Origin of the sequence: Chromobacterium paludis (genome assembly GCF_008275125.1) — a bacterium.
Taxonomy (GTDB): domain Bacteria; phylum Pseudomonadota; class Gammaproteobacteria; order Burkholderiales; family Chromobacteriaceae; genus Chromobacterium; species Chromobacterium paludis.
Genome location: NZ_CP043473.1, coordinates 1210806 through 1236845, shown reverse-complemented (window position 1 = coordinate 1236845; position 26040 = coordinate 1210806). Strand labels below are relative to the sequence as shown.

The window sequence follows — 26040 nt, the reverse complement described above, 5'->3', positions numbered from 1 at the left end:
CTGTTTCTCCTCATCCCGCTCACTTCGCCGCCGCGCGCGGGTCCAGCGCGTCGCGCAGGGCGTCGGTCAGCATGCTGAAGGCAGTGACCAGCAGCGACATGAACACCACCACCATGGCCAGTTGCCACCAATAGCCCTGCATCAGTTCTTCCGGCACCTCGGACAGCATGGAACCCCAGCTGACCTGACGCACGTCCACGCCGAAGCCCAGGAAGGACAAGATCACCTCGTACTTGATCAGACCCACCATCAGCAGGGAGAACTGTACCAAGAGCAGGTGCGAGATATTGGGCAGGATGTGCACGAACATGCGGCGCGCGCTGCTGGCGCCGATGGCGTCAGCCGCCTGCACGAACTCGCGCGAGCGCAGCTTGATGAACTCGGCTCGCACCAGACGGAACGTGCCGGTCCAACTGGTCAGCGACAGCACCAGGATCACCGTGCCCAGGCCGCGGCCGGCCACCGCGGCGAAGGCCAGCAGCAGCAGCATGTCAGGCATGGCGGTGAACACGCTGTAGAACCACATCAGGAAATCGTCGGTCTTGCGGCCGAAGAAACCGGCCATGCCGCCCAGCACCGTGCCGATCAGGATGGACAGCAAGGCGCCGGACACGCCGACGAACATCGAGGTGGAAGTGCCCTTGATCACTTTGTCCAGGATGTCGCGGCCGCGTTGATCGGCGCCGAAGGTCAGCGAATCGGCCTTTTTCACTTCCGGCACCACGTATTTGGCGCGGTTTTGAATGGCGATCTGCGTCTCCGCCCAAATCGGGTCCTCCGAAGGCAACAGCCCCTCGGTAGCCACGGCGGGCACCGCCGGCTTGTGCGAATGCGCGGCAACCGCTGCCTGCTGCTTGTGGTACAGGAAGGTAGGCGGCGCGTAGGACACGGCGATCTCGTCGTTCCAGCCCTTGCCTATCAGGCCCAGCCAGCCGCCGATGGCCAGCAGCATGAAGGCCAGCACGATCCACAGCGATACGAAGCCGACGCGGTCCCGTTTCAGTCTTTGCCAGCCCAGCGCCCACAGGCTGCGGGACGGCGCGGCGGACGGCGCGACGCCGGCGGTATTCTGCAATGTTGTCATAATGGTTCTCCTCCGCTTACTTCAACTGCACGCGCGGGTCGATCCACTTGTAGAGGATGTCCGCCAGCAGGTTGAACACCATGGCCGCGCCGGCGATGGTGATGGTGATGGCCTTGATCACCGGAAAGTCGCTCTTGTCCACCGCGTTCAGCAGCTCGTTGCCCATGCCCGGAATGCCGAAGAAACGCTCCAACAGCATGGAGCCCAGCATCAGGAAAGGCAGCGACATGGTGATGTTGGTCACCACCGGGATCAGCGCATTGCGCAGCACATGCTTGAACAGCACCTTGGGTTCAGACAAACCCTTGGCGCGCGCGGTGCGCACGTAGTCGTGGTTCAGTTCTTCCACCACGAAGCTGCGATAAAAGCGCACGCTGGGCGCCAGCGACACCAGCAGGCCGAGCAGCAGCGGCAGCGGGAGATAGACGAACAGATTGGCCAGCATGCTGTCGTCCCAACCCATCACCGGGAACAGGTCCCAGGCGAAGCCGAGCTGGTACTGGCCGACGATGATGTAGACCAGGGAACTGACGGACATGGCCACGGTGCAGATCAAGGTCACCAGACGATCGGTCAGGCTGCCGCGGAAATAGGCCACGGCAACCGCAATCGGCAAGGCGGTCAGCAGCTCCAACACCAGCAGGCTGCCGGCCAGCGTCACAGACGGGCCCACGCGGGTGGCCAGGGTATGCGTCACCGAGTGCTGGGTGGCCCAGGAGTTGCCGAAGTCATAAGTCAGCACCTGCTTCACGAACAACAAAAATTGCTCGGGCACGCTCTTGTCCAGGCCCAGTTGCACGCGGATATTGGCCAGCATTTCCGGCGTCAGCCGCTTGCCTTCCAAAATATAGGTGGGGTCGCCGCCCACCCAGTTGAACAGCACGAACACCAGCAACATGACGCCGAGCATGGTCGGAATCATTTGCCAGATGCGGCGAGTGATGAATGCAAACATGTCATTTCCTCCCTTTGCGTCGCGCGGAACGCAAAGATCGATTCAAATCCAAATCAGTGCTTGGCGATGTCCACGAAACGCCAGAAGCCGCCCACCGTGGAAATCGGATGCGGTTTGTAGCCCTTGACATAGCCTTGCGACAAGGAATTGGTGAAGCGCGTCACCCCCAGCACATAGGGCTGATAAGCGGCGACCACCCGGTTCATCGTCTCGAACTTGGCCTCGCGCTCGGGACCGGGAGGAATCATTCTCGACGCCTCGAAAGCCCGGTCGAATGCGGGCCGGCTGAAAGCGGACAGGTTGCTGCCGCTGGGTATGCTCTGGCTCCACAATTCAATCATGGAATCATCGCCGTCCGGCATGGCGGCCGAACCGCCCAGGCTCCACATTTGCAGCTTGTGCGCGTACGCCGACTTCAGATTCTCGTTCCATTTGGCCACTTTGAATTTGACCCGGATATGCAAGTCATCGAAAGTTTTCTGCCAAATCTGATTGAACTGCTTGTCGGAGGCGGACGCCTGGGTCGCCTGCTCGATCACCAGCGGCTTGCCGCTAGGCAGCGTCCGATAGCCGTCGGCGCCTATCTTGTAGCCAAACTGGTCCAGCAAGGCGTTGCCCGTGGCCGGATCGTACTTGACCTGCCCCTGGAAATTAGGGCTGGAGCCGGCCATGCCGGTAGACACCACACCCTGCATCGGGATGGCCTGGTTGCCGTAAATCAGCGGCAATACTTCCTGCTTCAGCGGGTAGGCCATGGCGATGGCTCGGCGCAAGGCGATCTTGTCCTTGGTGTAACCACCCACCACCGGGTCCTGCATATTGAAGAAGGCGTAGGTGACGTCGAGATTCAAGACATGGGACAGCCGCAGCCCGCGCTTGGCCAGCACCGGATTCAATGTGGTCTGGAACGGATCGTTGTCGCTGACGTGCAGCGCGGTTTTCATGGCGGCCTTGGGCACGCCGACAATGTCCAGCTGCTTGTTCAGGAAGGACAGCCAGCGCGGTTGGTCTTCCTCTATCACCCGGATTTCCACGCGATCCACCAGCGGCAGGCGCTTGCCGGCCAAATCGTGGGCGATCTTCTGATCTTCCGGATCAGCCGTCGGCTCGCCATCGAACACTGGCCGGCGATAGGACGGATTGGCCACCAATACGATCTTGCTGCCCTGCTTCCATTCCTTCAGCATGAAGGGGCCGGTGCCGACCGGATGCGACAGTGTGTCCTTGTGGTAGGCCTCGATGGCTTCGCGCGCCACCGCGCCAAACTGCTTGGCGGCCAGCGTGTAGAGGAAAATATAGTTGGGCTTGACCAGCGTCAGGCGCAAGGTATAGCGATCTAGGACTTGCAGACCCGAGATCGGCGCATCGTAGTCGAATTTGCCGGTCTTGGAGGCGCGGGCGCCCGCCTCGGCCAAGCCGGCTATCCAATCCGTCAGCATATTGGCGACCGGGGAGTTCACCACCGGGTCCGCATAGCGTTTGAAGGAATAGGCATAGTCCGCCGCGGTCAACTCCCGCTTCTTGCCTTTGAAAACCGGATCGTCGGCAAAATAGATGCCCGGCTTGATCCGGATGGTGTACACCTTGCCGTCAGCCGAGATTTCCGGCATGGCCGCCGCCGTATTCGGTTTCAATTTTAGCGGCCTGGCCAGATAATCGTATCGCAGCAAGGGATCGAAAATATTTTCGATCACACCTATCGAATAGACATCATTGACCTTGCCCGGATCAAAACCGGTTTCCGGCGCGGCAAACGCTACTCTCAGCACTTTGGCGGGATCGGCCGCATGCGCAAAAGGCATGAGCGAGGCGCCCACCAGCAGCGCGGGCAGCCATTTGAGGTGCTTCATCTTGTTCTGTTCTCCTTCGTAGCGAAAGGCCTGCGTGGGCCTCCCCTTGTTCTCGCCGCCATGGCTGCCAGCCATGACGAGCGGGAATGAATGTAAAGCCATTCGGCTACGCGGATCAACAAAAAATTATCAAAACGGCATCAACTAATTTGCGAAGCTGTGGCTAGACCATCATGTTGCGGCGCGGCATGCTCGGTCGAACAAGTTTTGCGGCAGCACTCGCTTGAGGGCCCAATACAGTTTGGTGGGAAACGTCACGCGGTAACGCGCCCGCGGCCGTCGGCTGGTCGCGGCTTGCCAGACGGCCTCCGCCACTGCGCTGGCAGGCAGGGTGAACGGCGCGGCGTGGCCTTCTTTCTTCAGCCTTTCCAGCTGTTTCTGGTAATTGTCGCGGTGCGCGCTGCCTTCGATGTCCACGTTCTGCAGGAATTTCTGCAAGGCGTTGGGCCGGAAGCGGCTTTCTATCGGTCCCGGCTCCACCAGCGACACATGAATGTCCGTGCCGTGCAGCTCATGGCGCAAGGTATCGCACAGGCCTTCCATGGCGAACTTGCTGGCGTTGTAGGCGCCGCGCCAGCGCATGGCGGCGAAACCGAGGATGGAGCTATTGAACACGATGCGGCCGTGGCCCTGCGCGCGCATGGTCTTCATCACGGCGTTGGTCAGCTCCCAGGGGCCGAACAGATTGGTCTCGAACTGCTCGCGCATGGCCTGGCGCGTAATATCCTCCACCGCTCCGGGCTGGCCGAAGCCGGCATTGTTGAACAGCGCGTCCAGCCGGCCGCCGGTCTGCGCCAGCACGTCTTGCAGCGCGGACTGGATGGATGCCGTATCGTCCACATCCAGGCGCAAGCTGTCGAAGCCCTCCGCCCGCAGCCGCGTCACATCCGCCTCCCGGCGGCAAGTGGCGAACACCCGCCAGCCCTTCTCATGGAAAAGTTTGGCGGTATGGTAGCCGATGCCGCTGGAGCAGCCGGTGATCAATATGGAGCGCTTCTGGACGGTCATGGCATGCCTTTCGTCGATAAACCAGGCCGACACCCTACACCAATCGCCTCCGCGCCGGAATGTCCCCTCCGGTAAACAATGGCCGACGCCACTGTCGTTTCGACTTGAAATTGGACTAGAATGGCGGCCTGACACGCACGAGGAAGACCGCCATGGCAAAAGCCGCCAAAGCTCCGGCCAGTTTCGAGAGCGCGCTAGCCCAGCTGGAGGACATCATCCAGGCGATGGACAGCGGCGACATGCCGCTGGAAACAGCCCTTGCCTCCTACAAGCAAGGCACCGAATTGATTAAGTTCTGCCAGGGCAAGCTGACCGACGCGGAGCAGCAGTTGAAAGTCCTGGAAAACAACGAACTGAAGGCGCTGGATCTGCCCAATGGCCAATGAAACCTTCATCGGCTGGATGACTGCCATCCAGCAATACATGGAAACCGCGCTGGAGAGGCTGCTGCCCTCCGCCGATTGCGCGCCGCAAAAACTGCACGAAGCCATGCGCTACGCCACGTTGGAAGGCGGCAAGCGCGTGCGGCCGCTGCTGGTCTTCGCCGCCGGCGAACTGGTGGGCGCATCGCAGGAGAATCTGGCCCGCGTCGGCGCGGCGCTGGAAATGATCCACGCCTACTCGCTGGTGCACGACGACATGCCGTGCATGGACGACGACGTGCTGCGCCGCGGCAAGCCCACCTGCCACGTGGCGTATGACGACGCCACCGCGCTCTTGGTGGGCGACGCGCTGCAAACCCGCGCCTTTGAGCTGATTGCCCAGCCCCTGCCCGGCATCGCGCCGGCCAGCCAGCTGGAAATGGTGCGCTCCTTAGCCCACGCTTCCGGCCACGCCGGCATGGCGGGCGGCCAGGCGATAGACCTGGCCAGCGTCGGCCTGCCGCTGACGCTGCCCGAGCTGGAGTTCATGCACATGCTGAAAACCGGCGCGCTGATCCGCGCGGCGGTGATGATGGGCGCCATGGCCGGCCGCGAGCTGAGCGCGGAAGAAAAGGAGGCGCTGGACGTCTTCGCCAAGCGCGTGGGCTTGGCCTTCCAGGTGGTGGACGACATCCTCGATTGCGAGGCCGACACCGCCACGCTGGGCAAGACCGCCGGCAAGGACGCCGCCCACGACAAGCCCACCTACGTCAGCCTGCTGGGCCTCGCCGAGGCCAAGCGCATGGCGAAGGACTTGCACGACCAGGCGTTCGCCGCGCTGCAGGGCTTCGGCCCGCAGGCGGAGCGCCTGAAGCAACTGGCCGACTACATCGTCGCCCGCTCGTTTTGAACCGCTCGCAAACAACAGGGCGGCCCACCGCCCGGCGAGCCCACCCGCAGAACCAGAACCATGTATTCTCTGCTTGAAACCATCAACAGCCCCGCCGACCTGCGGCAGCTGAATCGCGCCCAGCTGCCGCAACTGGCGCGCGAGCTGCGCGAGTTCCTGGTGGAGTCGGTCAGCAAGACCGGCGGCCACTTCGCGTCCAATCTGGGCAGCATAGAGCTGACCATCGCCCTGCACTATGTGTTCGACACCCCGCATGACCGACTGGTGTGGGACGTGGGCCACCAGACCTACCCGCACAAAATCCTGACCGGCCGCCGCGAGCAAATGGGCTCCATGCGCCAGTTCGGCGGGCTGGCCGGCTTCCCCAAGCGCGAAGAATCGCCTTACGACACCTTCGGCGTCGGCCACTCCTCCACCTCCATCGGCGCCGCGCTGGGCATGGCGGTGGCAGCCAAGACCCTGGGCGTGGAGCGCAAGAGCGTCGCCATCATCGGCGACGGCGCGATGACCGCCGGCCAAGCCTTCGAGGCGCTGAACAACGCCGGCGCGATGGACACCGACCTGCTGGTCATCCTCAACGACAACGACATGTCGATCTCGCCCAACGTCGGCGCGTTGAACAACTACCTGGCCAAGCTGATGTCCGGCCGCTTCTACGCGGCCATGCGCGAAGGCTCCAGCAAGGTGCTGGGCATCGCCCCGCCATTGAAGGAAATCGCCAGCAAGATGGAGGAGCACGTCAAGGGCTTCTTCACGCCGGGCACGCTGTTCGAGGAATTCGGCTTCAACTACATCGGGCCGATTGACGGCCACGATGTGGACGTGCTGGTGGACACGCTGAAGAACATCAAGAGCCTGAAGGGTCCGCAGTTCCTGCACATCGTCACCAAGAAGGGCCAGGGCTACAAGCTGGCCGAGAACGACCCGGTCAAATACCACGGCGTCACCAAGTTCGACCCCGCCAACGGCCTGGCCAGCGGCAAGGGCGGCGCGGGCAAGCCGCAGTACACCCAGGTGTTCGGCGACTGGTTGTGCGACATGGCCAAGCTGGACAAACGGTTGGTGGGCATCACGCCGGCCATGCGCGAAGGCTCCGGCATGGTGCGCTTCGAAAAAGAGCACCCGGACCGCTACTACGACGTGGCCATCGCCGAACAGCACGCGGTGACCTTCGCCGGCGGCATGGCCTGCGATGGCCTGAAACCCGTGGTGGCGATCTACTCCACCTTCCTGCAGCGCGGCTACGACCAGCTGATCCACGACGTGGCGCTGCAGAATCTGCCGGTGATGTTCGCCATTGACCGCGCCGGCCTGGTGGGCGCCGATGGCCCGACCCATGCCGGCGCCTTCGACCTCAGCTATCTGCGCTGCGTGCCCAATATGATGGTGATGGCGCCGTCGGATGAAAACGAATGCCGCCAGCTGCTGTACACCGCCTTCCAGCACAACGGCCCCAGCGCGGTGCGCTACCCGCGCGGCACCGGCCCCGGCGTGGAAATCCAGCAGCAGATGACGGCCCTGCCCATCGGCAAGGGCGCGCTGCGCCGCCAAGGCAAGAAAATCGCCATCCTGGCCTTTGGCAGCATGGTGCACCCTGCCCTGGCCGCCGCCGAGGCGCTGGACGCGTCCGTCGCCGACATGCGCTTCGTCAAGCCGCTGGACACGGAGCTGCTGCGCCAATTGGCCGAAAGCCATGAGCTGATCGTCACCGTGGAGGAAAACGTGGTGATGGGCGGCGCCGGTTCGGCCTGTCTCGAGGCGCTGCAGGCCATGCGTCTCAGCGTGCCCGCGCTGCAGCTGGGCCTGCCCGACGACTACGTCGAGCATGGCGACCCGGCGCTGCTGCTGAAGAACTGCGGCCTGGACGCCGCCGGCATCGAAGCCAGCATCCGCGAGCGGCTGGCCGGCTAGGCATGCAGGCCTCGCTGCCGCTTCCCAGCCTGGGCACCCGCCTGCAACTGCACGCGGGCACGGCGCTGTCGCTGGGCAGCGCCGCGCTGATCACCGGGCTGTGGCGCGGTCTGGACCTGCCCGGCGCGCTGCCGCGCCAGGGTGAGCAATGGCTGGCCCTGGCGCTGTTTTTCCTGCCCATCTACCGCACCGTTCGCCACATCCTGCAGCGGCCGCGGCAACGCCAGCTGGGCGATCTGATAGGCCTCTACCTGGGCCTGGTGATCCAATTCGCCGTAGTCTACTACCTGTTCGCATTGCTGCTGCCTCACGGCAAAGTCTTCCACGGCATGACGCCGCTGTATGACGATGCCGGCGGCTTTCTGCCCGACTTCTACGGCAAAGCCGCGCTGCTGTTCCTGGACTGCTTTCACCTGTCCATCGCCACCGCCGCCACCGTGGGCTATGGCGACATGTACCCGACGGACTGGCTCACCCGCTTGCTGGCGGACCTGCAAATCGTCTTCACCAGCGCGCTGGTGATCGTGGGCTTTGGCCGGCATTTTTCCGGCCAGGCCGCCAAGCACGACTCGCAGTAAATCGGCGCGGAAATAAAAAAACCGGACAGAAAACTGTCCGGCTTTTTTGCCATGCGTCTTTGCGCATCAGCGCTTGGGGATCGCCTTCAGCACCGCCTGCAGCAACTGCCAGGCCTTGCCGACCGATTCCACTTCCACGCGCTCGCCCGGGGCGTGCGCGCCGCGGATATTGGGGCCGAAGGACACCATGTCCAGATTCGGGTACTTGGAGCCCAGGATGCCGCACTCCAGGCCGGCGTGGATCACTTGCACCGCGGCCTCGCCGCCGAACTCCTGGCGGTATACGTCCTTGAACAGCGCCAGCAGCTTGGACTGCGGATTCGGCGCCCAGCCCGGATAGCCGCCTTCCATCTCCACCTTGAACGCGGCCAGCTTGAACAGGCTCTCCACTTCGCGCGCCAGCATCCAGGTGCCGGAATCCAGCAACGAACGCACCATCAGGTTGGCGAACACCTTGCCGTCCGCAATGGTTACCACACCCAGATTGTTCGAGGTTTCCACCACGCCTTCCACGCGCTGGCTCATGCGCTTCACGCCGTGCGGCGCGGCGTGCAGGGCGGCCAGGATGGCGGCTTGATCGGCGCGGGCCAGCACGCCATTCGCGGCGGCGGCCTCGGACAGCACCACCACGCCCTCGTCCACGCCGGCCAGCTCGAAGCGCATCAGCGCCTGGAACGCGTCCAACTTGGCGGCTACCTTGGCGGCGTCGGCGGCTGGATAGGCCACCACGGCAAAGGCTTCGCGCGACAGCGCGTTGCGCGCGGTGCCGCCCTTCAGGCTGGCCAGGCGCAGCTCGGTCTCCGCTTCCAGCTCGCGGATCAGGCGGATCAGCAGCTTGTTGGCATTGCCGCGGCCCAGGTGGATGTCGGCGCCGGAGTGGCCGCCTTTCAGGCCCTTGATGGTCAGGCTGGCGGTCTGGAAGCCGGCCGGAACCGACTCCACCGCGTATTCGCGGCTGACGTTGACATCGACGCCGCCGGCGCAGCCCATGTAGAACTCGCCCCACTCTTCGGTGTCGATATTGATCAGGTACTGGCCTTGCAGCAGGCCGGTTTCCAGACCCAGCGCGCCGCCCATGCCGGCCTCTTCGTCCAGCGTCAGCAACACTTCCACCGGGCCGTGGGCGACGTCGTCGCCGGACAGCACCGCCATGCCCAGCGCCACGCCGATGCCGTTGTCGGCGCCCAGGGTGGTGTTTTCGGCGATCAGCCAGCCATCCTTCAGCACCGGACGGATCGGGTCCTTGAAGAAATCGTGCTCGGTGCCGCTATTGGCCTGGCACACCATGTCCAGGTGGCCTTGCAGCACCACGCCGGCGCGGTCCTCATAGCCCGGGGTGGCCGGCTTGCGGATGATCAGGTTGCCCACCTGATCCACGATGGTTTCCAGGCCGCGCAGTTCCGCCCAGCCTTTCATGTAGTCGCGCACCTGCTCTTCGTGCTTGGACGGGCGCGGAATGTCGCACAGGGTTTGGAAGTGTTCCCAGACGGCTTTGGGTTCGAGTTGGGCGATATCGGTCACAACGCATTCCTTGAATTCGGTATCGCGGCGCGGCATGCAAGCGGCCGCGTCGCAGGGTACTGCACTCGCCATTGCGGCGAAATGCGCCATGCGGCGCTGCGCATGGCTTGCAATGAACAGAAAGCATACCCCGACGCCTCGGGGATGAAAAGAATCACGCGCAAAATCGGCCTGAGACAAGCACTTTTCTGCCCAAACCAGGCCCCAGCCAGCATGACGCATGCAAAAACAACATGGATTAAGCAAGACGGCCGGGCGAAGCCGCCGCCGCGCCCACGCGACGGGCAGGCGGCGGCAAGCGCCGGCTTAGAGACTGAACTTCAAGGCCCTGACCAAGGCGCCGGGCAGCAGCTTGCTCATGGTGGCGCGGCCGCCATAGCTGCCGGCATCCACCAGCAGCTCGCGCTCCGCGGTCAGGGCTTCCAGCTGCTCGCCCAGCAGGCTGAACAGGCTATCGTCGAAGCGCATCACGCCCAGCGGCGCGACGATCTTGCCGTCCTCCACCCAGAAGCAGGCGAAACGCGTCATGCCGGTGATGCGGCAGGCGGCGCGGTCGGAGAAGTTCAGATACCACAGATTGGACAGGTAGACGCCGGTGCCCAAGGCCTGCAAGGCCTCGTCGCTTGGCAGTTCGCCGGCCGCCAGCTGCATGGACTCGGAGAACTCCATATTGCCGGCATTGGGCGTCAGACCGAACTCGCGCGCGCTGCGCGGGCTGATCAGACTGCCGCCATGCTTGCCCTCGACAATCAGCTCCACCCGTTCCGGCCGGATGAAGCCTTCGCTCTGGAACAGCGGCGACAGGCCCTCGCCGCCCGCCTCGGCCAGATTGACCAGCGGCGACAATTGCACCTCGCCCTCCGCCAGCTTGAACAGGGAGCTGCGCTTGCTGCGCACCTCTTTTTCCGACACCCCGCCCCAGTTCAGCATGTTCAGCAGGCCGCCCAGCGCGGAGGGCGTGAAATAGGCGCGGTACTCGCCCGGCGCCAAGGCTTTGACCGGCAACTTCAGCAGCGCCAGCTGCTCGGCGGCCTCGGCTATGCTTCGTTTCAGCGCCGCCGCATCCCAGGCCGTTCCCGCCTGGCTGCGCTTGACCGCCTTGTCGCCGTGCGAATACAGGCTCCAGTCGAAATGCCAGCTCTCGCCCTGCTGCCAGTTGAACTGGCCCAGATGGTTGGCGAAACCGAAACTCATCTCGCCGCAGGCCAAAATGCCCACCAGATCATGCCCCTCAGCCGCGGCCAGGATGTCCGCCACCATGGCCTCGGCCGATGGCAGCGCGTGCTCGGCCACGCGCTCGCTGCTTTGCGGCTGCTCGTTCAGCAGCAGGAAAGGATCGTCCTGCACCTGCTCCAGCGCGGCGCGCAGCTCGGGCAGCGCGGCCTCCAGCAAGGCCAGATCGTCGTCGTCGCCGCTCAGCGACAGCTGCTGCGTCGCCTGGCGCTGGCCATGGATCAACCGCAGATCCAGATAAGCCTGTTCCACCCGGCCGGATTGCCTCACCTTGCCGTGATTGAAACGGATGAAATCACTGCGCTCGGCTTCCAGCCACAGCGTATAGCCTTCCCCTTGGCGCAGCAGGCCGCTCAGCGCCGCCGCCAGTCTTTGCAAATGCGCGCGCATCATGCCGCTCCTCCAAATACGTCCACCTCGCCGAACACGCAGGCCGGCGAGGCATGGCCCACCCGCACCACCTGGTTAGGCTCGCCCTTGCCGCAGTACGGCGTGCCCATCACATTGAAGGTGCTCTCGTCCCCCACCGCCTTAAGCGAGCGCCAAAAGCTGGCGGAAATGCCGCGGTAGTTGGGGTTGCGCACCACGCCCTTCAATTCGCCGTTTTCTATCAACTGGCCCCATTCGCAGCCGAACTGGAACTTGTTGCGCGAATCGTCGATGGACCAGCTGACATTGGTCTGCATCAGCACGCCGCGCCCGATGCCGGCCACTAGCTGCTCGAAGGTCTGGTCGCCCGGCTCCACATTGAGGTTGGCCATGCGGTCTATCGGCGCGCGGTTCCAGTTGCAGGCGCGGCTATTGGCCACGCTGTCCAGCGCGAAGCCGTTCAGCCTGGCGCGCGCGGACGAGATGTCGCCGCCCAGCGGGCGCTGCAGGATGCCGTCCTGGATCAGCCAGACTTTTTCCGCCGGCTTGCCGTCATCGTCCCAGCCATAGCTGGCCAATTCCTGGCGCTGCAAGGGGTCGAAGGTGACATTGAGCAGGTTGGAGCCGTAGCGATAGCTGCCGAACATGTCCGGGGTGACGAAGCTGGTGCCGGCGTAATTGCGCTCGTCGCCCAGGATGCGATCCAGCTCCAGCGGGTGGCCGATGCTCTCGTGGATTTGCAGCATCATCTGCTCCGGCATCAGCAATAGGTCCATCTGGCTGCTGGGGCAGTTGGGCGCATACAGCAGCTGCAGCGCCTCATCCGCCACGCGGCGGCCCGCCCCGCGCAGGCCGGCCTGCGCGATCAACTCCATGCCGCCCTGCCGCCCCAGGCCGCCGTACTGGCCGCCAAGGCTGCGCGTCTGCACCAGGCCCTTGTCGAAAACCGTCACCGCCAAGGACGGCGTCAGCGCGCGCATGTGCTGCTCGGCCTCGCCGCCGGCCGAAGTCAAATAAAGCTGGCGCACATCCTGCCGCCACAAGCCGGCCGACCAGTCCACCACGCGGCCATCCTCGCCCTTGGCGGCGGCGGACTCGCTTAGCAACAAGTCCAGCAGCGCGGCGCGCGGCCATTCTTGCGCCGCCTCGCTGCCCGCGCCCTGGTAACGGCCCTGCGGCTTGGGCATCTGAATTTGCCGGTAATCGAACACGCCATGGCCGGCGGTGGCGCGCGCCCAGCCGCGGGCGCGCTCGAAGGCGGCGCGCAGCCCAGCCTCGCTCAGATCCGCCGTGGCGGCGTAGCCATAGCCGCCCTGATCCAGCACGGTGATCATGACGCCGCGATCCTGCCGGCGGGTCAGCGGCTGCTGGCGGCCCTGGCGCACGCTCAGGCGCTCGCTGTCCTCCTCCACGTAACGCAGGGAGCAGAAATCCGCCTGCGGCTGCAGCGCCCGGAAGCGCTGTCTGATGGTATCCAACATGAATCAAGCCCTAGAAGAGACGGCCGCGCCGCCAATGTCAATGACATGGGTTCTAGTTGGCACAATGCAAGTCCCTTCCATGCAAAATTCATAGCCCGGACGTCACAGCCCCAAGTCCGATAACCCCGGATGCCCATCCGGCCGCCGGCCCAAGGGCCAGAAGAACTTGCGCTCGCTCTCCTGGATCGGCATGTCGTTGATGCTGGCGTGGCGATGGAGCATCAGCCCGTCCGCGCCGAACGCCCAGTTCTCATTGCCATAGCTGCGGTACCACTGGCCGCCGTCGTCATGCCATTCGTAGGCGAAGCGCACCGCGATGCGGTTGCCGTCAAACGCCCACAACTCCTTGATCAGGCGGTAGTCCAGCTCGCGCTTCCATTTGCGCTCCAGCATGGCCTGCGCCTCGGCCCGGCCGCGCGGAAAATCCACGCGGTTGCGCCAGCGGGTGTCCGGGCTGTAGGCCAGCGCCACGCGCGCCGGGTCGCGGCTGTTCCAGCCGTCTTCGGCCAAGCGGATTTTCTCGATCGCGGTTTCGCGGGTGAACCGCGGCAGCGGAGGACGGGTTTCCATGTCATGTTTCCTTATTTTCAAGTAGACAGATCTGTCTACCTTCAATCAGTCTAGACCGAAGTAGACAACCCTGTCTACAATAAGTCGCATGAAAACGAACATCGCCGACGACATCGCCACGTTGCCCGCCCGCGACCGCATCCTCGCCACCGCGCACCGGCTGTTTTATCGGGAAGGCCTGCGCGCCACCGGCATAGACAAGCTGATAGCCGAATCCGGCGTCACCAAGGTCACCTTCTATCGCCACTTCCCCAGTAAGAACGACTTGATCCAAGCCTATCTGGAGCAACGCCACAGCCTATGGATGGCTTGGTTTCGGGACGCGCTGTCGCGCCACGCCTCTGCCGGCCCCATCGCACTGGCTTGCGCTCTGCGGGAATGGTTGGCCGCCGACGACTTCCGCGGCTGCGCCTTCATCAACGGGGTGGGCGAAATCCCGGAGCCGTCGGTGGCCGCCGCCGCGCGGCGGCACAAGGCCGAGATGCGGCAAGCCATCGCCGAGCGGCTGCCGGAGGGCGCCGGCCAGGCCGAAATGGCGGACATGCTGTCCCTGGCCGTCGACGGCGCCATCGTGCGCGCGCAGATGGACGGCCAGGCGGACGCCGCGCTGGCGGCGCTGGAGAGCATGATCAGAAAACTGGCGGGGTGACGCGCCGGCGCCGGCCGTGATAGTTTCGAAAACGAAAGAAAACGCCGGAGACACCCGCATGGAACACGCCCTGTACCGCCTGCTGGACGAGCAGCGGATTCCCTACCAACGCTTCGAGCATCCGCCGGTCTACACCTGCGAGGAAGCCGCTCGCTTGATCCCGGACCTGCCTGGCGCGGAAACCAAGAACCTGTTCCTGTGCGACGCCAAAGGCCGCCGCCACTTTCTGGTGGCGGTGCCGGCAGCGGCTGCGGTGGATATCAATGCCCTGGGCGAACAGCTGGGCGCCAAGGGCCTGCGCTTCGCCTCGGCGGAACGGCTGAAAAGCCATCTGGGCCTGGAACCGGGGTCGGTGACGCTGCTGGCGGCGGTCAACGACAGCGCGCGTCTGGTGGAAGTGGTCATCGACGCGGAGCTGGCGGCGCAGCAGGCGCTGCTGTGCCACCCGCTGGTCAATACCGCCACGCTCAGCCTGGCGATGGCCGACCTGGAGCGCCTGCTCCAGCACAGCGGCCATGCCCCGCTCATCCTGGCGGTGCCGCGCAGAATGGCCTGACTTCGCTAGACGGCATGCGCCGCAGGCGGCCTCACTGCAGCGCCAGTTGCTGGCGCAGCAACGCCTCCGCCCATTCGACAAACACCTGTACCCGCCGCGACAGATGGCGGCGGTGCGGATACAGCACCGAAACCGGCATGGCCGGTGGCGGACAGTCAGCCAGCACCTCCACCAGGCGGCCGGCCGCCACATGCGGCGCGGCGTCGTAGCGCGGCAGCTGGATCAGGCCCAGCCCGGCCAGCGCGCAGGCGATATAAGTCTCCACCTGATTGACGCTGACCTTGGCCGGCAGCGCCCAGGCGCGCGGCGCGCCATCCTGCAGGCACTCCCAATCGAATATCTTGCCCGAGGCCGGCGAAGCGTAATTGACCGCCTGATGGCCTGGCAAATCGTCCGGCGTCTGCGGCGCGCCATGGCGCGCCAGATAGTCCGGACTGGCGTAATTGCCTTGCGGCATCATGCCGATGCGGCGCGCCACCAGGCGCGACTCCCCCAGCGCGCCGACGCGGATCACGCAGTCCACGCCCTCCTGTATCAGGTCCACCGGACGATCGGTGACGCCCAGCTCCAGCTCGATGTCCGGATACCGCCGGAAAAAGTCAGGCAGGGCCGGCGCCAGCACCTGCCGCCCTATCGGCCCCGGCACGTCGATGCGCAGCTTGCCGCGGGGATTGGCCCCTCGCTGGCTGAACAGCGTTTCGATTTCCTCGAAATCCGCCAGCAGCTGGCGGCAGCGTTCGTAAAAACCGCTGCCGTCCAGCGTCAGCTGCACGCGGCGCGTCGTCCGGTGCAGCAGGCGCGCGCCCAGCTGCGCTTCCAGCTGCTGCACGGCGCTGGAAACCGTGGCGCGCGGCAGCTGCATTTGCTGCGCCGCCCGAGTAAAGCCCCCGGCGTCCACCACGGTGACGAAGACCTGCATCGCCTGTATCCGATCCATTGCCGCCCCAATTAGTATGAATTTATGGATAGTGTAATCAAATTTGCCTGATTTATCCGAGTTATGGGCCGCAATACACTGCAAAGCGTCAACAGCACGCCGCGCAGCGGCACTTAACGGAGAAGTGAAATGAGCCAATCGCAATTCGCAGGTCAAGTCGCCCTGGTCGTCGGCGCGTCGCGCAATATGGGCCGCGCCTTCGCCGAGGCGCTGGCGGCAGAAGGCGCCGCCGTCGCCATCCACTACAACAGCGCCTCGTCGCGGGCCGGCGCGGAAGACGCCGCGGCCAAGATCCACGCCGCCGGCGGCCAGGCCTTCGCCGTGCAGGCCGACATCACCAAGGTGGCCGAGGTCCGCCGCCTGTTCGACGCGGTGGAAGCGCGCTTTGGCCATCTGGACATCCTGATCAACACCGCCGGCATGATGGTGAAGAAGCCGGTCACGGAAGTGAGCGAGGAGGAATTCGACGCCATCTTCGCGCTGAACACCAAGGCAGCCTTCTTCTGCCTGCAGGAAGCCGGCCGCCGCATCCGCGACAACGGCCGCATCCTCAGCATCGGCACCTCGCTCTTGGCGGCCACCACCGGCTACTACGGCGCTTACGCCGGCAGCAAGGCGCCGCTGGAGGACTTCACCCGCGCCCTGGCCAAGGAAATCGGCCATCGCGGCGTCACCGTCAATGTCGTGGCGCCCGGCCCGATGGACACCGAGTTCTTCTACGCCGTGGAAACGCCGGAAACCGTGGCCTATCTGAAGCGCGCCAGCATCAACGGCGAACTGGGCCAGGTGGCCGACCTGGTGCCGCTGGTCAAGCATCTGGTCTCGCCGGAAAACCGCTGGACCACCGCGCAAACGCTATTCATCAACGGCGGCTTCGTTTCGCGCTGATCGCCTCGCCGGGCCGCCCTGCGCGGCCTTTTTCACGCCGGATGCGATCAGGTAATATCGCATGATCACCATGCGAGGCTAATCGGCAATGTCCCAGATCGACCCTATCCAGCACCTGCGGCACCAGCCGCTGTTCCAGCAGCTGTCAAATGAACAATTGACGCATCTGGGCCGGCACACACGCACCTTGCACGCCGAAAAGGGACAGATGCTGTTTCACCGCGGCGACGACTGCGACGGCATGTATGCCGTGGTCTATGGCAAGGTCAAGCTGGCCATTCTGTCGCCGCAAGGGGTGGAAAAAGTGGTGGAGATCATTCACCCGGGCCAAAGCTTTGCGGAGGCGGTGATGTTCTTGGGCAAACCCTATCCGGTGCAGGCGCAATTGCTGGAGGACAGCCTGTTGCTGCATGTGGCGGCGGACGCGGTGTTCCAGGCGCTGGCCGCAGACCCGGCCTTCGCCCGCAACATGCTGGCCGGCATGTCCATGCGGCTGCACGGCATGGTGAGAGATGTGGAACGCTACTCCGTGGAAAGCGCGCTGCAGCGCGTGATCGGCTACCTGCTGCAGCAACTGGAGGGCGAGGGACCGGCCATGCTGACGCTGGAAGCCAACAAGAACCTGGTGGCCTCCCGCCTGAATCTGACGCCGGAAACGTTTTCCCGCGTATTGCAGCAGCTGAGCAAGGCCGGCCTGCTGGAAGTGCATGGCCGGGAATTGCGCCTGCCCGACCCCGGCGCCCTGGCCGCTTACGGCGTGTCTGCGCCCAACTGAGCGGACGCCTCCGTCCAAGAGCGGCGGCATATTCGATATCGCCTCATCGCCGCCGCGCTGTCCCCGCACCAGCAAGCCGCCAGGACCATCGCCGCCACGCCCGGCGCCGCAGTCGGCGCGCCGCCCAAAACCGCCGCCGCCCCCAGACCCAGCGCGATGCCGTACAAGGCCAGGCAGCGTCGATGCGCGGATTCCGGCAGCAGTTGCAAGGAGGACGGCGCCCTCTTGCCCCGCGGCGCGCGCTTCTGCAAATCCAGCCACAGCAGGAAGGGCACGATCTTGTACCACATGCCCAACACCACGCCGCCACCCAGTCCAAACAAGGCCAGACCGCCGGCCGCTTCGGCCAATCCCGGAGCGGCGCCGCCAACGATGCCCGCGATGGCCATGACCAAGCTCAGCGCCAACGCCGCCATCGCCCATCGCCAGAAGCGGCGGCCTATGTCCTGCGGACGCCGGCTGCGCGCCTGCAAGCGCCAAGTGAGCCAGGCGAAGGCCGCGGCCAAGCCGCCAGCAGGCAAGAGCAGCGGCCAACGCTCCAGCCACAGGCCGCAAGCGGCCATGAGCAGCGCCGCCAGCCAGGCCCAGGCCACCCAGCGCAGCCAGCCTGACGGGTACGGCGGGGTGATCTGGAACATGGGCACCACGGTGACGGCCACCGCCATGATCAATCCCAGCAGCCAGCCGCCCAGCGCGAACAGGACATGCAAGTCCAACAGGCGCCGCCACGGCAGGGGCCAAGCCGCCGCGAGCGTGCCGATCAACGCCAGCCCCAAACCCACCACGATGGCGAGGCTCAGCAGCGCGACAACCATGCCGCGACGGGTGGCGTCGCGCGCCGGGCTGCGAGCCAAGCCCGCCAGGCCGCGCGCGGCGATGCCTAACAAGGCGTAGGCCAGGCAGGCGCCGGCCATGATGAATGCCGGCGCCGAGAAGCCCGCCCAGAACGCCCAGGCCAAGGCGCCGCACCCCAGTTGCAGCGGCCAGAACAGGCCGCGGAACAAGCCCTTGGGCCGCGCATAGCTGACGCCGGCCACCACGGCCATGATTTGCAAGGCGGAACCGCACATCGCATTGCCCAGCACGCCCAGGGCCAGCAGATGCGTCGCCGCGAGCAGGGCGGGATCGAAGCGTTGCAGCGTACCGGCGCCCGCCAGCATCAGCGCCGCGCCCGCCAGCCCCAGCCACGCCGGCGCGACAAGCAAGAAAGGCAAGGGCAGCCACAAAGGGGGCGCCCGGTCATAGGAGGGCATGCCCTGCATCAGGCCCGCTCCAGGCACATCAACACGCCGCCATCGCCGTAAAGCTCGAAGTGGTAGCGCACGCCATTCATCCGGTCCAGCAACGGCAGCAGCGGCGCGGGGAAGTGCGGCAGGATGAATTGCTCCGCCCCGCCCTCTCCCATGGTTTCCGCGCGCTGCAAGATGATTTCCATTGGCTCAGGCGGCGCCAGCTGGCGCAGATCAACCGGCATGCCGCATCTCCCGCGCCAACAGACCTGGCAGGTCTGCTATGTGCTGCTCGCACATCGGGTAAAGGATGTTTTCCTCCTTCATATTGTGTTGCTGCGCCAGGATCAGCAATGTCTCTGCCAGTCCCAAATAGTCGTCGCGCAAGCGCGCCGCCAGCGCTTGCGCCATGTCGTCCAGCAAGCCGCGCATCTGGGCATGTTCGGCGCGCATCACCGCCGTCGGCCCCTGGCGCAGGCCGGTGGCTTGCTCAAATGCGGGGAACAGCGTGTCCTCTTCCAGCGCGAAGTGGCGTTCCAGATCGGCTCGCATCGCCTCGAAGCCAGCGTCCGCAGCCGCCCAGCCCAGATTGCGCACCGCCTGTTCCGCATCGGCAAACAAGGCGTCGCAATCGCGATGCTGCTGGGTCAGTATTTCGCTTGGTCCCATTTCATTCTCCTCGGATTCGGTTCAGCCCGGCTTGCCATCAGCCCGTGGCAGTAAATACGCGGGCAGGAACTGCCTACCCCACAGCAATAGCGTCAACAGCCAGCCCAAGGCCGCCATGCCGTAGCAGGCCGGCCGCCAGGGCAACGGCAACACATCCGCCAAGACCCGCGCCAGCGCCAACCAGTGCGCCGCCAGATACAAACGCCACAGCCCCGCGCCGGCTTGCAGCGGCCTGCCGGAATGCCCCAGCGATACGCGCGAGACAAAAGCGATCAGCATGGTCAGAAAAAAACCTACGGTGACCGCGTGCAGCGGCGCCCAGGCCAAGCCGCCCATGAGGCCTTGCCAGGCATACAGCGCAAAACCCACGGCCAGCCAAGCGAAGGCCAGGTGCAGCATGGCCAGCAGGCGGACGCTCAAAGAGGCGCGCAAACCCCAGCGCCAGCTGGTATAGCTGAACAGGCAGGCCAGCGCGGCATCCCAGGGCCAGCTGGGCAGCATGGCCATGCTCAGCGCGCCATGGCCCAGCGAACCGCCCAGCATGGCGGCCAGCAGCCACCAGGGCCGCCACGGCGCATAGGGCGCCAAGGCATTGGCCGAGAAAAACGGCAGCATGCGATGGCAGACCGTCAGGAACACCGGCAGCAGGAAGCCCCACAAGGCCAGGTCACGCATCCACAGCCAGCCGCGCGCGTCGCCACTGAACAGCCAGTAGGCCGCCGCAGCCAGAGCCAGCGCGCCGCAAGCAAAGGCAGACAATACCGCCCAGGCATGGCGGCGATCCGGCGCCTGGCTTTTCAGCAACAAGCGGGCGAACCCGCCTGCCAATCCAGCGAATCCCAGGCAATACAGCAGGTGGCCCGTCAAGAGATAGACGCCGCCCAAGACCGCACCCGCCATCCACAGCAGCAAACCGGAAGCCAACAGCGCGGGCACCGTCAGATAAGCCACGCGTCCCGGCGGCGCCACGCTCAGCCAACGCGGCCCGGCAGTGAACAAAAAGCCAGTCATGAACAAGGGAAAGAAACCGAACAACATCAGAAAACCATGCGCTTGCATGGCCGGCACCGCCAGCGGCAGCGACTGGCCAGACCACCGCGCAAGCAGTTCGGCGCTCCAGCCCGCCAGCAGTAGCACGGCCAGCAGCATGCCGGGCAAGAAGGCCACGCGGTGCGGCGCGGCCAGGAAAGCATGGGAAGACAAACGTGAATCGAACATGAGCGGCTCCTGCTAAAACTCCGCCCCAGTATCCCGCGCCGCCGCCGCAAACGAGAATGATTTGAATCAAGCATTCCCAGCACGCAACGCGCGGCCCAGCTTGCCAGCGGCTGCAATGTTCTGCATGATGCCCTATTCGACTTTGCACACCCGAATACCAGCATGTCCGATATTCTCGACACCATCATCGCCACCAAACGCCAGGAAATCGCTGCGGCGCTGCCCCTGCGCCCGCTGGCCGCGGTGCGCGCCGAGGCGGAAGCCCGTAGCGACCGCCGCGACTTCGTGGCCGCCATTCGCGCCAAACACGCGCTGGGCAAGGCCGCCGTCATCGCCGAAATCAAGAAGGCCAGCCCGAGCAAGGGTGTGATCCGCGCGGACTTCCAGCCCGCCGCCATTGCCGAAAGCTATGCCGCCCACGGCGCCGCCTGCCTGTCGGTGCTGACCGACCGCCAATATTTCCAGGGCGACGCCGCCTATCTGGAGGCCGCCCGCGCCGCCTGCCATCTGCCGGTGCTGCGCAAAGACTTCATGGTCGACGAGTACCAGGTGTACGAAGCGCGCGCCATGGGCGCGGACTGCATCCTGCTGATCGCCGCCGCGCTGGAGCTGCCGAAGATGCAGGCGCTGGAGGCCCTTGCCCAGGAGTTGGGCATGGCCGTGCTGGTGGAAGTGCATAACGAGGCGGAGCTGCACGCCGCCCTGCAGCTGAAAACCGAACTGGTGGGCGTCAACAATCGCAATCTGCGCAGTTTCGAAGTCAGCCTGGCCACCACGCTGAAGCTGTTGCCGCGCATCGGCGACGGCCGCATCGCCGTGACCGAAAGCGGCATCGCCGCCGTGGACGATGTGCGCCTGATGCAAACCAGCGGCGTGCACACCTTCCTGGTGGGCGAGGCCTTCATGCGCGAGGCGGAGCCGGGAGAGGCCTTGCGCAGGCTGTTCTTCGAACAGCAATAAGCCCGGCCGAAACCAAAACAGGCGCCCCTGCGGCGCCTGTTTCTTTTTGCGTGCGGTTCAGTGACTGGGCAGGAATGCCGCCAGCCGCAAGGCCTCCTGCGGCGTGAAGCGTTGCGCCTGCAGCTGCGACAGCGCCTGTTGCTGTTGCTGCGCCGTCAGCTGGCCATTGGCCAGAATGGCGGCGCGTTCGCGCTGGTAGTCCTCCACCCGCCGCCGCCACGCGGCCTGCTCCTTGTCCAACTCGGACAGCCGGTCCGCCGCCGCCTGGCCCACCATGGACGCGCGCAGCTGGTACAACTCCTGCTCGCCGCCGCCGCGCTGGCGCAGCGCCTGTTCCGCCTGGGCCAGCGCCAGATGCTCCACCGGCTCCTCGCGCGCGGCGCGCAGCTCGGCAGGCAGCTGCCGCTCCAGCTCCGCGATCCGCTGCTGTTTCTGCGCCGCGCTCAGCGCCGGATCGGCCAGGATGGCCAGCCGCTGGATGGTAAACGCATCATAGCGGTCCTCTTCGCCGAACAGGCCTGCCACTTCCGCCGCGCTGAAGTACTGCAAGCGAACCGCCCGCGCCCGCGCCAGCCGGGTCGACAGATCCGTGCTGGCCGCCGCCGCCATCCCGGTCAAGGATTGACGATAGGCCACATAGCGGTCAAACAGACTCATCGCCTGCGCCAGCGCCCTGGACTGCAGGCGGCCTTGCAGATCGCGCCGCACATCGGCGCGGATCTGGGGCAAGGTGCGCTCGCCCAGCGTGGCCAGGTAATAATCGAACAGCCGCCGCAGCTCCTGATCCACCTTCAGATCGCCCTGCAGGCTGGTCTTGACCTCGCCGTCCGGCTGCGTGCCGCGCAGGGACGCGGCCGGCGCGCCCCCCGTCGCGGCAGCCCCGCCAGTCTGCGCGCCCGCAGGCCAAAACAGCCAGGCCAGCGCGGCGCAGCCCGCCAGCAGCCCCATCCACCCGCCGCGCCTCCGCATGTCACAGCCCCGCGTTCTTCAGGCGGTTGGCCTGCTGGCGGTACAGCGTGACCGGGCTCACCTCGAACCAGCTGACCAAGCCGAAGCTCTGGTTGATCTCGTTGACGTGGTTCATCTGGTAGTTGTCGCGTATCACCTGACCCAAGTGGGCGGAGCATGCGCCAACCAGGCCGTCAGACGGCTTGGAGCCGAAGGCCAGGCCCAACACGCCCATGGGGATGGTCAGCGGGTCCAGCACATTGGTGGTCGTGGCGGAACCGGTCCACGAGTAATACCGCACGCCATTGACCTGATAGTCGCCTTCGCCGCAAGCGGAAGCCGGCACGCCGGCCGGGAATTTGGCGTTGAAAGCGAGCGAGCCGGCGGTGGTCAGCGAGTCCAGCGCGGCAATGGGCTGCTGCGGCAGATCGCTGGTGCCGGAGAAGAAGGCGATCACCTTGGCCAACGCGCCGGCCACGGCCGCCGCCACGGTTTCACTGACCGTTCCGGGAGGCGCGACGCCGCGCACGATGTCGGCGACGGTGGAACCCTTGTTGACGCCGCCCACCGTGGTGACGGAAGCCACCAGGTCAGGCCGCACGCCGGCCACGTAGCGCGCGGTGGGCGCGCCTTGGCTGTGGCCGATCAGGTTGACCTTCTGCGCGCCGGTGATGGCCAGGATCTGCCGCACCTGCTGCAAAAGCTGCTCGCCGCGCGCTTCATTGCTGTCCGTCGCGGATACTTCCGCCACGAAAACCTGCGCGCCGTCGGCTTTCAGCGCTGCCGGCACCTGGTAGAAATAGTCCACGCCCAGCAGCTGGCCGAAGCCAAACAGCCCGTGCACCAGCACGATGGGATAGCGCGTCTGGGTATAGCCGGTGGAGGCCCAAGCCGATGCCAAAGGCAGCAACAGCAAGGCGAGAACGCATGCACTGCGTGACAACAGACCTTTCATCATCTCTCCCGATTGTTATGAAAAGGCCGCCGGATGGCGGCCCTTAATCGGGATAGGACATGACAAGCGCAAATGCCAGGAAAAAATCAAACGTTTGTACTACGAGAGGCGCAAACCGCACTAAAGTACAGTCCCGCAACCGGGCAGGCCACGGGACCGCTGGCAGACGCGCGATCAGTAATCCACGCCCAGATAGATGTAACCAGTCAACTGCCCGCCGCGCGCAGTGCCGACGCCGACGAAGAACGGTCCCAATATGGTGTCGGCGCCCAGGAACAAGGAGCCGGCCGGAATCCAATTGTTCTCGCGGCTGCGCTGCAAATCGACATTATCCTGGCTCCACATATGGCCCGCCTCCAGCGATACGCCGGCATAGACGCCGGAGCCTAGCACCGGCGGCAGCGACGCGGCGCGCCAGTACACCATCAGCCGGGCCAAGGCGACGCGGTCAGCCAGCAGCTCCCCGTTCTGGTAGCCGGTCAGGTTCAGGAAGCCGCCCAGCTGCTGCGGCACCGACGCCTCGGAGCGCACGTCGACATTGCCGCGGGCCTTGGCCGTGAAGCGTGCGGTGAAGTCGCCATAGGTGTGCGCCAACTCGCCGGTGAAGTCATAGAGCTTCTGGTTCACCTCGCTGCCCAGACTGGGCAAGCCGGCGCCCAGCTGGCCGCTGAAGTAATACCCGGCGCGCGGCCAGCGCGGATTGTCGAACTGATCCACCACCAGCCGGGTCTGCACGCCCACATCGCGGAAGCGTATGCTGCCGCTGATCAGGCCGGGATCGCCCTGCTCCAGCGTGTAGTCGTTATCCTGCCGATACAGGCCAAGACGCCATTCGCCGTATTTGCCCAGCGCCACGCCCAGGTTTGCCTGGCCGCTCAGCACATTGTTCTTCAGCGTGCCCAGCACGGTATGGTCGTTATTGAAGATGCGGAAGGGCTTCTGCTCGAAGCCGAGCGAACCCGAGGCAAAGACCGGGCTGCCGCGCCACAAGGGTTGGTACAGTTCGGTGTGGTATGACTTCTCATACCCAAGCGCCACGTCATTGCGCCAGGACGCGCCGGCCTCGTTCAACGCCGACCACTCATGCGCGGCGCGCAGGGTGAAATTGCTGTCTCCTGGCGTGTCGCTGTTCAAGCTCAGGCCAAAATGCAGGGTATTCTGGCCTATGCTGCGCTCCACCGGCATCACCGTCATCACATTGCGGCCGGAGACGTTGTCGACGCGATAGGCCAGCTTGTCATACTCGCCGCCGGCAAAGATCTCGTCCAGCCGCCGGCGCGCCTCGCCCACCGGCACCGCCGCGCCAGAAAAGGTCATGGACTGCTGCAAAGACGATATCTTGGTGAAGCTGCCGTCCTTGCCTTCCACCTTCACCTCGTCCAGCACCGGGAAACGCGGGCGCTTGAGGTGCCGCTCCCAGGCCGCGTATTGCTGCTCGGAAACGGAAAAGACGGACAAGGCCTTGTCCATCTTGCGCGCCGCCTCCTCGCCGCGCCGAACGATGGCCGCGTGGTCGGAGAAGGCGCTGGCGCTGTAACCGGTCAGATCCGGCCGGATCACCACGTCGCCCTTGTCCAGCCGCTTCAATTGCTCCTTGACGTTGCGCATCACCGTCAGGTTGGTGCTCTGCGCCACCACATCGAACCAGGACTGGATTTCATTGGCCTTCAGCAAGGGGGAGCTGACATCGACCACGATGACGTGCTTGGCGCAGCGGCCCTTCACATCCTGCACCGGCACGTTGCGCGCGATGGCGCCGTCCACCAGCAGGCGGCCGTCATCTTCCACCAGGTCGAACACGCCCGGCACCGCCATGCTGGCGCGCAGGGCCCGCGCCAGCGAGCCCCTGTCGAATACCACCGCGTCGCCGGTCAGCAGATCCGCCGCCACGGCGCGGAATGGGATGGGCAGATGGTCGAAACTGTCGATGTCCCGGTCGCGCGTCAGCTTGTGGATATACATCTCGATGCCCTGCGAGTTGATGGCGCCGCGCGGCACCCGCAACTCGCCGCCCTTCAGGCCGAAGCTGGCATCCAGGTAATTCTTGTAATCATTGCGCTTGCGGTCATACGGAATGCTGGCCCGCGCCGGCTTGCCGGCCAGCATCTGGTCCCAGTCAGCGGCATTGAATTCCCGCTCCATCTCGTCCAAAGGCAATCCATTGGCATAAATACCACCAATCAACGCCCCTGCGCTGGTGCCGGCAATGCAGGCGACCGGGATGCGCAGACGCTCCAGCTCCTTCAGCACACCCAGGTGGGCAAAGCCGCGCGCGCCGCCGCCGCCCAGCACGACCCCAACCCCCTCAGGGACTTGCGTCTCCTCCGACGCTAAGGCCGGTCGAGCGGACATCAGGGCAAGTCCGCCCGTGAGCAGCAGCGCCGGCAAAATTTGGTAAACCTTTTTACAAGCCATAGTTGTGAT

The 26040-nt window shown here is 65.1% G+C and carries 25 protein-coding genes; 9 read left to right on the top strand and 16 right to left on the bottom strand.

The window, feature by feature from the left end:
• Nucleotides 1–19 precede the first annotated feature (19 nt).
• From FYK34_RS05585 to FYK34_RS05570, 4 genes are all read right to left on the bottom strand, one after another.
• The gene (locus tag FYK34_RS05585) at nt 20–1084 is read right to left on the bottom strand and encodes an ABC transporter permease (RefSeq protein ID WP_149295446.1); all 1065 of its coding nucleotides are present in this window, start codon (nt 1082–1084) and stop codon (nt 20–22) included.
• 16 nt (nt 1085–1100) lie between these two features.
• The gene (locus FYK34_RS05580; protein WP_149295445.1) at nt 1101–2039 is read right to left on the bottom strand and encodes an ABC transporter permease; all 939 of its coding nucleotides are present in this window, start codon (nt 2037–2039) and stop codon (nt 1101–1103) included.
• 53 nt (nt 2040–2092) lie between these two features.
• Entirely contained in the window at nt 2093–3889 is a 1797-nt protein-coding gene (locus tag FYK34_RS05575) for an ABC transporter substrate-binding protein (protein WP_149295444.1), read from the bottom strand.
• Between the two features lie 171 nt (nt 3890–4060).
• Nucleotides 4061–4897 (bottom strand): SDR family oxidoreductase, encoded by an 837-nt coding sequence (locus FYK34_RS05570; protein WP_149295443.1) that lies wholly within the window; start codon nt 4895–4897, stop codon nt 4061–4063.
• A gap of 152 nt (nt 4898–5049) precedes the next feature.
• Here FYK34_RS05570 and FYK34_RS05565 point away from each other — a divergent pair, with 152 nt between their 5' ends.
• From FYK34_RS05565 to FYK34_RS05550, 4 genes are read left to right on the top strand one after another with little or no spacing between them, the layout of a single operon-like run.
• Complete coding sequence (locus tag FYK34_RS05565) at nt 5050–5283, top strand: exodeoxyribonuclease VII small subunit (protein ID WP_149295442.1); 234 nt, start codon at nt 5050–5052, stop codon at nt 5281–5283.
• Nucleotides 5273–6169: a polyprenyl synthetase family protein gene (locus FYK34_RS05560; RefSeq protein WP_149295441.1), complete on the top strand. Its 897-nt coding sequence runs from the start codon at nt 5273–5275 to the stop codon at nt 6167–6169. The genes FYK34_RS05565 and FYK34_RS05560 overlap by 11 nt, the downstream gene beginning before the upstream one ends.
• Before the next feature lie 60 nt (nt 6170–6229).
• On the top strand, nt 6230–8080 hold the full coding sequence (dxs, locus tag FYK34_RS05555) for a 1-deoxy-D-xylulose-5-phosphate synthase (protein WP_149295440.1): 1851 nt from the start codon (nt 6230–6232) through the stop codon (nt 8078–8080).
• Nucleotides 8081–8082: 2 nt separating this feature from the next.
• A complete protein-coding gene (locus FYK34_RS05550) occupies nt 8083–8658 on the top strand; it encodes a potassium channel family protein (protein ID WP_149295439.1) in 576 nt (191 codons plus the stop codon).
• 66 nt (nt 8659–8724) lie between these two features.
• Here FYK34_RS05550 and FYK34_RS05545 read toward each other — a convergent pair whose 3' ends face one another.
• The 4 genes from FYK34_RS05545 to FYK34_RS05530 all read right to left on the bottom strand — a co-directional run bounded on the left by FYK34_RS05545 (nt 8725) and on the right by FYK34_RS05530 (nt 13832).
• A complete protein-coding gene (locus FYK34_RS05545) occupies nt 8725–10179 on the bottom strand; it encodes an aminoacyl-histidine dipeptidase (protein WP_149295438.1) in 1455 nt (484 codons plus the stop codon).
• Between the two features lie 306 nt (nt 10180–10485).
• Nucleotides 10486–11805 (bottom strand): TldD/PmbA family protein, encoded by a 1320-nt coding sequence (locus tag FYK34_RS05540; RefSeq protein ID WP_149295437.1) that lies wholly within the window; start codon nt 11803–11805, stop codon nt 10486–10488.
• On the bottom strand, nt 11802–13262 hold the full coding sequence (locus tag FYK34_RS05535) for a TldD/PmbA family protein (RefSeq protein WP_149295436.1): 1461 nt from the start codon (nt 13260–13262) through the stop codon (nt 11802–11804). Before FYK34_RS05535 ends, FYK34_RS05540 begins: the two co-directional genes overlap by 4 nt.
• Before the next feature lie 102 nt (nt 13263–13364).
• The gene (locus FYK34_RS05530) at nt 13365–13832 is read right to left on the bottom strand and encodes a nuclear transport factor 2 family protein (RefSeq protein WP_149295435.1); all 468 of its coding nucleotides are present in this window, start codon (nt 13830–13832) and stop codon (nt 13365–13367) included.
• 88 nt (nt 13833–13920) lie between these two features.
• On the opposite strand from FYK34_RS05530, the gene FYK34_RS05525 reads away from it, so the two are divergent.
• Both FYK34_RS05525 and FYK34_RS05520 read left to right on the top strand, forming a co-directional pair.
• Nucleotides 13921–14481 (top strand): TetR/AcrR family transcriptional regulator, encoded by a 561-nt coding sequence (locus FYK34_RS05525; protein WP_149295434.1) that lies wholly within the window; start codon nt 13921–13923, stop codon nt 14479–14481.
• A gap of 58 nt (nt 14482–14539) precedes the next feature.
• On the top strand, nt 14540–15037 hold the full coding sequence (locus FYK34_RS05520; protein WP_149295433.1) for a prolyl-tRNA synthetase associated domain-containing protein: 498 nt from the start codon (nt 14540–14542) through the stop codon (nt 15035–15037).
• Nucleotides 15038–15068: 31 nt separating this feature from the next.
• Here the strand turns inward: FYK34_RS05520 and FYK34_RS05515 are convergent, their stop codons facing one another.
• Nucleotides 15069–15974 carry a LysR family transcriptional regulator gene (locus FYK34_RS05515; RefSeq protein WP_149295432.1) on the bottom strand — a complete coding sequence of 302 codons (906 nt, stop codon included), beginning with the start codon at nt 15972–15974 and terminating at the stop codon, nt 15069–15071.
• Nucleotides 15975–16103: 129 nt separating this feature from the next.
• Between FYK34_RS05515 and FYK34_RS05510 the strand changes: the two genes are divergently transcribed.
• Nucleotides 16104–16862, top strand: a complete 759-nt coding sequence (locus tag FYK34_RS05510; RefSeq protein ID WP_149295431.1) for an SDR family oxidoreductase — start codon at nt 16104–16106, stop codon at nt 16860–16862.
• A gap of 88 nt (nt 16863–16950) precedes the next feature.
• Nucleotides 16951–17637 carry a Crp/Fnr family transcriptional regulator gene (locus FYK34_RS05505; protein ID WP_149295430.1) on the top strand — a complete coding sequence of 229 codons (687 nt, stop codon included), beginning with the start codon at nt 16951–16953 and terminating at the stop codon, nt 17635–17637.
• On the opposite strand, the gene FYK34_RS05500 is transcribed toward FYK34_RS05505, so the two are convergent.
• The 4 genes from FYK34_RS05500 to FYK34_RS05485 are packed head-to-tail and all read right to left on the bottom strand — an operon-like array spanning nt 17613 to nt 20753.
• Nucleotides 17613–18899, bottom strand: a complete 1287-nt coding sequence (locus FYK34_RS05500; protein WP_149295429.1) for a hypothetical protein — start codon at nt 18897–18899, stop codon at nt 17613–17615. The genes FYK34_RS05505 and FYK34_RS05500 overlap by 25 nt on opposite strands.
• A complete protein-coding gene (locus tag FYK34_RS05495; protein WP_149295428.1) occupies nt 18899–19111 on the bottom strand; it encodes a DUF2249 domain-containing protein in 213 nt (70 codons plus the stop codon). The genes FYK34_RS05500 and FYK34_RS05495 overlap by 1 nt, the downstream gene beginning before the upstream one ends.
• Nucleotides 19101–19535 (bottom strand): hemerythrin domain-containing protein, encoded by a 435-nt coding sequence (locus FYK34_RS05490; protein ID WP_149295427.1) that lies wholly within the window; start codon nt 19533–19535, stop codon nt 19101–19103. The genes FYK34_RS05495 and FYK34_RS05490 overlap by 11 nt, the downstream gene beginning before the upstream one ends.
• 21 nt (nt 19536–19556) lie before the next feature.
• Nucleotides 19557–20753, bottom strand: a complete 1197-nt coding sequence (locus FYK34_RS05485) for an NnrS family protein (protein ID WP_149295426.1) — start codon at nt 20751–20753, stop codon at nt 19557–19559.
• A gap of 162 nt (nt 20754–20915) precedes the next feature.
• Between FYK34_RS05485 and trpC the strand changes: the two genes are divergently transcribed.
• Entirely contained in the window at nt 20916–21713 is a 798-nt protein-coding gene (trpC, locus tag FYK34_RS05480; RefSeq protein ID WP_149295425.1) for an indole-3-glycerol phosphate synthase TrpC, read from the top strand.
• A gap of 57 nt (nt 21714–21770) precedes the next feature.
• On the opposite strand, the gene FYK34_RS05475 is transcribed toward trpC, so the two are convergent.
• The 3 genes from FYK34_RS05475 to FYK34_RS05465 all read right to left on the bottom strand — a co-directional run bounded on the left by FYK34_RS05475 (nt 21771) and on the right by FYK34_RS05465 (nt 25968).
• A complete protein-coding gene (locus tag FYK34_RS05475) occupies nt 21771–22661 on the bottom strand; it encodes a lipase secretion chaperone (RefSeq protein ID WP_168209652.1) in 891 nt (296 codons plus the stop codon).
• 22 nt (nt 22662–22683) lie between these two features.
• Nucleotides 22684–23604: an esterase/lipase family protein gene (locus FYK34_RS05470; protein ID WP_196782620.1), complete on the bottom strand. Its 921-nt coding sequence runs from the start codon at nt 23602–23604 to the stop codon at nt 22684–22686.
• Nucleotides 23605–23790: 186 nt separating this feature from the next.
• Nucleotides 23791–25968: a patatin-like phospholipase family protein gene (locus FYK34_RS05465; protein ID WP_168209651.1), complete on the bottom strand. Its 2178-nt coding sequence runs from the start codon at nt 25966–25968 to the stop codon at nt 23791–23793.
• Between the last annotated feature and the right edge of the window lie 72 nt (nt 25969–26040).